Source organism: Streptomyces sp. NPDC090798, from assembly GCF_044768965.1.
GTDB lineage: Bacteria > Actinomycetota > Actinomycetes > Streptomycetales > Streptomycetaceae > Streptomyces.
This window is the reverse complement of the sequence record NZ_JBIVXA010000066.1, coordinates 1-1,544: the sequence shown is the minus strand read 5'-3', so window position 1 is coordinate 1,544 and position 1,544 is coordinate 1. Positions and strand designations below refer to the sequence as shown.

General features: G+C 67.2%; 1 protein-coding gene. It reads right to left on the bottom strand.

The features are described from left to right. A partial coding sequence (locus ACIQTP_RS46975) for a condensation domain-containing protein (protein WP_403412394.1) occupies positions 1–1,488 on the bottom strand: 1,488 nt, incomplete at its 3' end. Between the last annotated feature and the right edge of the window lie 56 nt (positions 1,489–1,544).

Below are 1,544 nucleotides of genomic sequence, written 5' to 3'. Positions count from 1 at the left end.
ACCATTCAACTCCCCATAGGAGAGCTCAACACCACCACTCACCACAGCAAGAGCGTCCGGCGTCTTCACGACCTGCGCCTCGAACAGCTCCGGCAGCGTCACATGCGGAACCTCACGAGCCGTGTCGTTCCACGTGGTCAGGATCAGCTCTCGCTCGTCCGCACCGAGCGTATCGATGTCACGAACCAACTGGTCGGGCGCAGCAACGACCGCCTCCAGCAGCCGCACCAGACGCTCCGCCAGGCCACGAACAGTGCCCTCCGCGAACAGATCCGTCCGATAGTCCAGCTGCCCCTCCAGACCCGCAGGCTCCCCACCGCCACCATGGGTCTCTCCCAGGCTGAACGACAGGTCGAACTTCGCCACCGCACCCTGAACGGATTCCGGCCGAACGCTCAGACCAGGCAGGACAAGTTCCGGATCGGCGACGCTCTGGAAGGTGAGCATGACCTGGAAGAGGGGGTGCCGGGCCATGGAACGGGCCGGGTTGAGGACCTCCACCAGCCGCTCGAACGGCACATCCTGATGCGCGAATGCCGCCAGATCGGCCTCCCGCACCCGCTCCACCACCTGCCGGAACGTCGGGTCACCAGCGACATCGGTCCGCAGGACCAGCGTGTTCACGAAGAACCCGACCAGGTCGTCCAGCGCGTCATCGGTGCGTCCCGCGACCGGGGTCCCGATCGGGATGTCTTCGCCGGCGCCCATCTTCGACAACAGCACCGCCAGCGCGGCCTGCACGGTCATGAACACGCTCGCACCGCAGGAGCGGGACAGCTCCACCAGTCGGGCGTGCACTTCCGCCGGCACACGTAGCCCGACCGAACCGCCCTCATGCGAAGCAACCGCCGGACGCGGGAAATCGACCGGCAGCTCCAACTGCTCAGGGACGCCCGCCAGAGTCTGCTTCCAGTACGCCACCTGAGCAGCGATCACGCTGTCCGGGTCGTCCTCGTCGCCGAGGACCTCGCGCTGCCACAGGGTGTAGTCCGCGTACTGCACCGGAAGCACATCCCACACCGGCGCGACACCCAGGCTCCGGGCCGCATACGCCTCCGACAGGTCCCTGGCGAGCGGAGCCATCGACCAGCCATCAGCCGCAATGTGATGGACCACCATCACCAGAACCCACTCATCGGCAGCGTCCAGGTCGAGCAGCGTCACCCGCCACGGCAGATCACGCTCCAGGTCGAAGCCCCTGCCCGCCAAGCTGCCCGCGACCGATGCGACGTCGGCAGCAGACACCGATTCCGTCCAGATCTCGGGGACACCCGCGGCGCCGTGCCGAATCTCCTGCCGCGGCTCACCGTCCACCTGCGGGAACACCGTCCGCAAGCTCTCATGCCGGTCAGCGACGTCCGCCAGCGCGGCCCGCAACGCCTCCACATCCAGCATCCCGCTCAGCCGCAGCACAAGCGGGATGTTGTACGTCGCGGACACGCCTTCCAACTGTCCCAGGAACCACAGTCGGCGCTGCGCGTAAGACACCGGAAGCACTTCGGGCCGCACCCGCACACCCAACCGCTCCCGAACCCGACCACCCT